Genomic DNA, 5507 nt, shown 5'->3' with positions numbered 1-5507 from the left:
AGGACCTTTTCCCGAATCGGCGCGTCGATGGGTAGGTTCGCGGCATGAGCTTCACGGCGGGATCGGCAATTCGGTTCGGGTGGGAGACGTTCAAGAAGCGCCCCTGGTTCTTCGTGGGCGCCACCGTCGTGATCGTCTTTGCTTATGGCGTGGTCGGAGCGGTCTCGAACGGCATCGACTCCGCGCTTGGCTCTTCCGCCGAGGACGTGTCGGTGATTGGCAGTCTCGTCAATCTTGCGCTCAGCACCTTCGTCGGCATGGGCGTCACGGCCTTTTTTCTGGCCGCCCATGACAATCCGGAGACGGTGGACCTGTCGGCGCTGTGGCACCCGCGGCCATTTTGGAAATTCCTGGCGGCGTCGATCCTTGTCGGGCTTGCGATCGGCATTGGCTTCGTCCTGCTGATCGTGCCCGGGATCCTCGCGATGGTGTTTTTCATGTTCTCGACGGTCATCGTCATCGACAGGGATCTCGGTCCCATCGAGGCCATGAAGGAGAGCATGCGGATCGGTCGCGGCTATCGCTGGTCTCTGCTTGGTCTCGTCGTGCTGCTCGCGCTGATCGTCTTCGTCGGGATGCTAGCCCTCTTCGTCGGGCTGCTCGTCGCCATGCCCGTGGCGACGCTGGCTTTCATCCATGCCTACCGGGTGCTGTCCGGCAGTGACGGGCGTGGGCCCATCCCGGTGGACGCAAGGCTCGCGGCTTAGCAGAAGATTCACCTGATAAACGCACACCCCGCCCGTGATCGGCGCGGCGGAGCTACAGTGGCGCATGGACTTCACTATCGGGTCAGCGCTTCGCGTCGGATGGGCAACCTACAAGATGCGTCCGTGGTTCTTCGCCGGGGTCTCCGTCCTCATTGGCGTTGCATTGCTCGCCCCAGCCGCGCTGATCCAAACCGTCTCCGGAAATTCGAGCATAATTGCCAGTCTTGTCAGCGTCTTTCTAGTGGCGCCCGTCAGCATGGGAATCACCTCATTTTATCTCGCGGCGCACGCTAATCCGGAGACGGCGACACTTTCAGCCCTCTGGCATTTCCGTCCATATTGGAAGTTTGTCGGGGCGTCGCTGTTGCTCTGGCCGCTGAATGCCGTAGGCGAGGCGGCATCTGGTATCTCGTACGCTTTGCTCACGGTGGCGAGCGCCATGGTTCTGGTCTGGGTGATGTTCACACCCTTCATCGTCATCGATCAGGAATTGGGGCCCGTCGATGCGATCCTGGAGAGCATACGGCTTGTTCGCGGTCATTATTGGTTGCTCTTGGGGTTACTCATCGCGCAGGGGCTGATCGTTGCCGCAGGAACCATCGCGCTTTTGGTAGGAATCTTGGTGGCATTGCCAGTCGTTGCTCTTTCGAGCGTACAAGCCTACCGCGTACTGTTGTACAAAGCCGGGCCGCGGCAGACATAGGGCGCTGATCTCAGCTGCTCGGGAGGCCCGGAGCGGGCGCCTGCGAGTCCGTTGGGTCCCTGTCTACTCGGCCGGGACGAGGGGCTCTTCTTTCGACTTCAGAGCCGCCGCGGCGTTGCGCGGATTGCGATAGACGAAGGCAGTCGCGGGCTTGGCCGCTTCGTCCTTGGCGAGCTTCACCATCTCATTGTGATAGGGCGATAGCGCGCAGGCCGGGTCGGTATTGCGGGGATCTTTGGTCATCGCCATGGCCTGGCAGCGGCAGCCGCCATAGTCGATATCCTTGAAGGCGCAGGACCGGCATGGCTCTTTCATCCAGTCGGTGCCGCGGAAGGCATTGAACGCATCCGAATTCATCCAGATGTCGAGCAGCTTCCGGTCGCGCACATTGTCGAACGCGAGCTCCGGAATGCTCTCGGCCGCGTGACAGGGCAGCACCTTGCCGGCCGGCGTGATGTTCATGAAGCCCTTGCCCCAGCCGCCCATGCACGGCTTCGGCCGTTTGGCGTAGTAGTCGGGCACGACCATGTCGATGGTGAGCACGCCTTTCAGGCGCTCGCGGGCCGCCTCGACGCAATCGATCGAGGCGAGCGTCTCCTCGTAGGTCGGGATCAGCGCGGCGCGGTTGAGGAAGGCCCAGCCGTAATACTGCGCGTGTGCGATCTCCAGGCGCTGCGCGCCGAGCTCCACCGACATGTCGATATAGCGCGGCACGTTATGGATGTTGTGGCGGTGGATCGGCGCGTTGATGGTCAGCGGCAGGCCCATCTCGGTCACCCAGCGGGCGACTTCGAGCTTCTTCTGGGTGGCGCCGGGATAGGCGCCGATCTTCTCGGCGCCTTCGGGATCGACGTCCTGGAACGAGATCTGGACGTGGTCGAGCCCGAGCTTCTGAAGGTTTTCCAACCGGTCACGCTTCAGGGTGACCGCGGCGGTGATGAGGTTAGAGTAGAGCCCGGCCTCGGAGGCGGCTTTGACGATGTCCTCGAGGTCTTTACGTGCCGTGGGCTCGCCGCCGGACAGATGCACCTGAAGAATGCCCATCTCGCCAGCCTGGCGCATCACCGAGCACCACTCCTCGGTGGAAAGCTCGTTCTTGACGCCTTCAAGCTCGACCGGGTTTGAGCAGTATGGACACTGAAGCGGACAACGATGGGTCAGCTCGGCCAAGAGGCCGACCGGCGCCCGGGCGCAGAGCTCTGCCGCCTCGTCCTCGCCGCCAACCACGCCTGCGGTCGGTTCGTCGTCCACGGTGACGCTCCGAAAATGTTCGTCTGTCCTGAGCTCCTCGGTCATCCCTTTATGTATCCCTTGTCGGCTAGGCCTTGGAGCAAATCCAGCACGTCGGCGGTAATCACGTCGGCGGGGGCTGAATACTCCTCGGCAAGCTTCGCGGCGATCTCCTCCACTGTTCTTTTCCCGTCGCAGAGCTGAAGCACCGCGACGGCAGTTTGGTCCGGCGTCAGAATACGCTCCGGCGCCAGAAGCACCCATCGCCCGCGCCCCGCGTCATGGCGAAGCTTCAGGTAGGGCGGCATATGCGGTTTCGTCTCGCGGTCGACAATGAGCCGGCCGGGAGACCGTGTCTCTCCCGTCATGCCTGGTCCGGCACGAAGGCGCCCGGGGGAATCATCCCCGGATCGACATAAGCCAGATGGAGCGCGTCGAGCTGTGCCCACAGCACGTGGGTCTTGAAGCGGAGCGCATCGAGCGCGCCCTGTTGGGCCTCGGGCGTGCGTGCATTCTGCTTCACATATTCCAGCGCGAAGTCGGCGTCTCGCGGCGCCTGCGTGAGGCGGCGGCTGAAATAGGCCATCACGTCGTCGCTGATGAAGTCGTAGTTCTCCAGCATGCCGGAGATTCGCGCCTTGTGGATGTTCGGCGCGAACAGCTCGGTGAGCGAGGACGCCACGGCCTCCACGAGAGATTTTTCGCGCACGAAGTTCACATAAGCTTCGACGGCGAAGACGGTCTCGGGCAGGGCGCCTTTGCGCGAAATCACGTAATCCCGGTCGAGGCCGAGCCCGTCGGTCAACACCAGCCAGCGCTCGATGCCGCCTTCCTCCTCGCCATAGCCGTCGTGATCCATGATGCGGTGCAGCCATTCGCGGCGCAGCTCGCGGTCGTGGCAGCGGCTGATCAGCGCCGCGTCCTTGCGCGGCACCGCCGATTGATAGCAGTAGCGGTTCAGCGCCCAGGCTTGGACCTGACCTTTGTTCAGCTTGCCGCCATGCAGCAGCTTATGAAAGGGGTGCTTGTCGTGGTACTGCGCGGCGCCAATGGCGCGCAGTTCCTGCTCCAGTTCCTCGGGGCTCATAATCTTGGTCACGGCTCTCTACCTCGATCTCAACCATTGGTCTTTTGGAGGAATAACGTAGCTCAGCGCCGCCGCCGCCTTCTTTGATGCGCGTCAATCCTCAAATACTCGTCTACTAACGGCGCTTCTAAGTGACGCCTTCGAACCGGCCTATACCAAGTTAAAACATGGTGAGACCGAATGAGATTTTCATGACTCGTTCATGAACACTGTCTGGATACCGGATTAAGAACACCTGAAGACCAAGATCCGGCCATTACGGCGGTATGGTAGCCGAAAGCCCGAAAGAGCGCTATCGGCCCAAGTTTGAGCACCAAAAAACGAAACGGCGACCTAGCTCTCGCCGGATCGCCGCTTCGCGTTTTCCGAGATGAGAAAAAGCCGGACTAAGCGCGATCCAGCTCGGCCGGCAGGTAACTCGTCACCTCCATACCGGACTCCGTCTCCTCGATCGTCGGCTTGTGCCACTCACGCATGTTGTTTCTCCTTCCGCGAGTTTATAGACCAAGCAATGGTCGGTGCGGCCCTCTAGCTTTGCGAACCCGAACGGCCGCCCGAACTCTGCGATTGGAATATGCGATCGGGTCATGATAATTTCCAATCGTATTTACTAATAGAGAACATAAGCGCTGCTTATCGCCAATGGTGTCCCTCAGACAGCTTCGCTATCTGGAATCGCTCGCCGAGACGCGGCATTTCGGCCATGCGGCGCAAGCTTGCGCGGTGAGCCAGCCCGCCCTGTCCATGCAGATCAAGGAACTCGAGGACGAGCTCAGGCTCAGTCTGGTGGAGCGGCGCAAGTCCGGCATCGAGCTGACAGAGAAGGGGTTGGAGGTGGCGCGCCGCGCGCGGACCATTCTCGCCTCGGTCCGCGACCTCGTGGACTATGCCAAGGGGCAAGAGGGCGTGCTGTCCGGCGTGCTCAAGCTTGGCGCCATCCCGTCCATCGCGCCGTATCTGTTGCCGGCCGCCTTGCCCGCCTTGCAACGCCGCTTTCCGGCGCTGTCCTTGCAGCTTCGCGAGACGGTCACCGAGACTCTCGTGCACGAGCTTGTGAGCGGCGATCTCGACGTTATTCTCATCGCCCTGCCGATCGACGAGCCGGAGTTGGAGACCCATCATTTGTTCGACGACGCCTTCATCCTCGCGACCCGGGCGACGGCCGAGAATGCACGCATACGAGCCGCCACGCCCGACATGCTCGCCGATGAGCGGCTTCTGCTGTTGGAGGAGGGGCATTGCCTGCGCGATCAGGCGTTGTCCTACTGCCACATGATGACGCGCGAGGCCCGCGAGAGCTTCGGCGCCTCAAGTCTCGCCACAATTGTGCAGATGGTGGCGAACGGCTACGGCATCACGCTTCTGCCCGAGATGGCGATCTCGAGCGAAATCCATCGCGGTGGGGACATTCGCCTGTTGCGCTTCGCCGCGCCCGAGCCCAAACGGGAGATCGGACTGGCTTGGCGCAAAACCTCGCCCCGCAAAGCCGAGTTTGTTCAGTTCGGCGAGCTTCTGCGCGATGTCCTGCCGGCCGGAGCGGCCGCGGCGCCAAATAAAACGTTCAGCAAGAAGGGAGGCCGAAAACGCTAAGCACCCAAATTTCGATCCTGGTGGCGGCGTTGATCTTCGCCAGGGCAGGACTCGTGCGGCTCGTGCGTCCGGTCTCCGACTTCTATGTCGCGGGACGGCTGGTGCCGGCCTTTCTCAACGGCTTGGCGATCGCGGCGTCCGCCATGGCGGCGCTCGTGTTCGTCGGTGCGTTTGGCGCGGTCGGCTCGAT

The 5507-nt window shown here is 62.0% G+C and carries 7 protein-coding genes; 3 read left to right on the top strand and 4 right to left on the bottom strand.

Features of this window, described 5'->3' with window-relative positions; translation table 11 throughout:
- The first annotated feature begins 44 nt into the window (after positions 1-44).
- Positions 45-707, top strand: coding sequence for a DUF7847 domain-containing protein (locus AUC71_RS12215; RefSeq protein ID WP_069624486.1), 663 nt, complete (start codon positions 45-47; stop codon positions 705-707).
- Positions 708-741: 34 nt separating this feature from the next.
- Positions 742-1410 (top strand): DUF2189 domain-containing protein, encoded by a 669-nt coding sequence (locus AUC71_RS12210; RefSeq protein ID WP_069624485.1) that lies wholly within the window; start codon positions 742-744, stop codon positions 1408-1410.
- 63 nt (positions 1411-1473) lie between these two features.
- Here AUC71_RS12210 and pqqE read toward each other — a convergent pair whose 3' ends face one another.
- The 4 genes from pqqE to pqqA all read right to left on the bottom strand — a co-directional run bounded on the left by pqqE (position 1474) and on the right by pqqA (position 4203).
- Positions 1474-2661, bottom strand: a complete 1188-nt coding sequence (pqqE, locus tag AUC71_RS12205) for a pyrroloquinoline quinone biosynthesis protein PqqE (RefSeq protein WP_069624488.1) — start codon at positions 2659-2661, stop codon at positions 1474-1476.
- A gap of 41 nt (positions 2662-2702) precedes the next feature.
- A complete protein-coding gene (pqqD, locus tag AUC71_RS12200) occupies positions 2703-3008 on the bottom strand; it encodes a pyrroloquinoline quinone biosynthesis peptide chaperone PqqD (protein WP_069624484.1) in 306 nt (101 codons plus the stop codon).
- Entirely contained in the window at positions 3005-3727 is a 723-nt protein-coding gene (pqqC, locus tag AUC71_RS12195; protein WP_069624487.1) for a pyrroloquinoline-quinone synthase PqqC, read from the bottom strand. The genes pqqD and pqqC overlap by 4 nt, the downstream gene beginning before the upstream one ends.
- A 386-nt stretch (positions 3728-4113) precedes the next feature.
- Positions 4114-4203 carry a pyrroloquinoline quinone precursor peptide PqqA gene (gene pqqA, locus AUC71_RS12190; RefSeq protein WP_069624483.1) on the bottom strand — a complete coding sequence of 30 codons (90 nt, stop codon included), beginning with the start codon at positions 4201-4203 and terminating at the stop codon, positions 4114-4116.
- Positions 4204-4369: 166 nt separating this feature from the next.
- Between pqqA and AUC71_RS12185 the strand changes: the two genes are divergently transcribed.
- Positions 4370-5317, top strand: coding sequence for a hydrogen peroxide-inducible genes activator (locus AUC71_RS12185; RefSeq protein ID WP_069624482.1), 948 nt, complete (start codon positions 4370-4372; stop codon positions 5315-5317).
- The last annotated feature ends 190 nt before the right edge of the window (positions 5318-5507 follow it).

Source organism: Methyloceanibacter marginalis (genome assembly GCF_001723295.1).
GTDB classification, from domain to species: Bacteria; Pseudomonadota; Alphaproteobacteria; order Rhizobiales; family Methyloligellaceae; genus Methyloceanibacter; species Methyloceanibacter marginalis.
This window is presented reverse-complemented; position numbering and strand designations above follow the sequence as displayed.

Bases quoted from the DNA above. Each gene is read 5' to 3' on its own strand.
- pqqA (WP_069624483.1), bottom strand. From the start codon at position 4,203: ATGCGTGAGTGGCACAAGCCGACGATCGAGGAGACGGAGTCCGGTATG.
- AUC71_RS12185 (WP_069624482.1), top strand. From the start codon at position 4,370: ATGGTGTCCCTCAGACAGCTTCGCTATCTGGAATCGCTCGCCGAGACG.
- AUC71_RS12215 (WP_069624486.1), top strand. From the start codon at position 45: ATGAGCTTCACGGCGGGATCGGCAATTCGGTTCGGGTGGGAGACGTTC.
- pqqD (WP_069624484.1), bottom strand. From the start codon at position 3,008: ATGACGGGAGAGACACGGTCTCCCGGCCGGCTCATTGTCGACCGCGAG.
- pqqC (WP_069624487.1), bottom strand. From the start codon at position 3,727: ATGAGCCCCGAGGAACTGGAGCAGGAACTGCGCGCCATTGGCGCCGCG.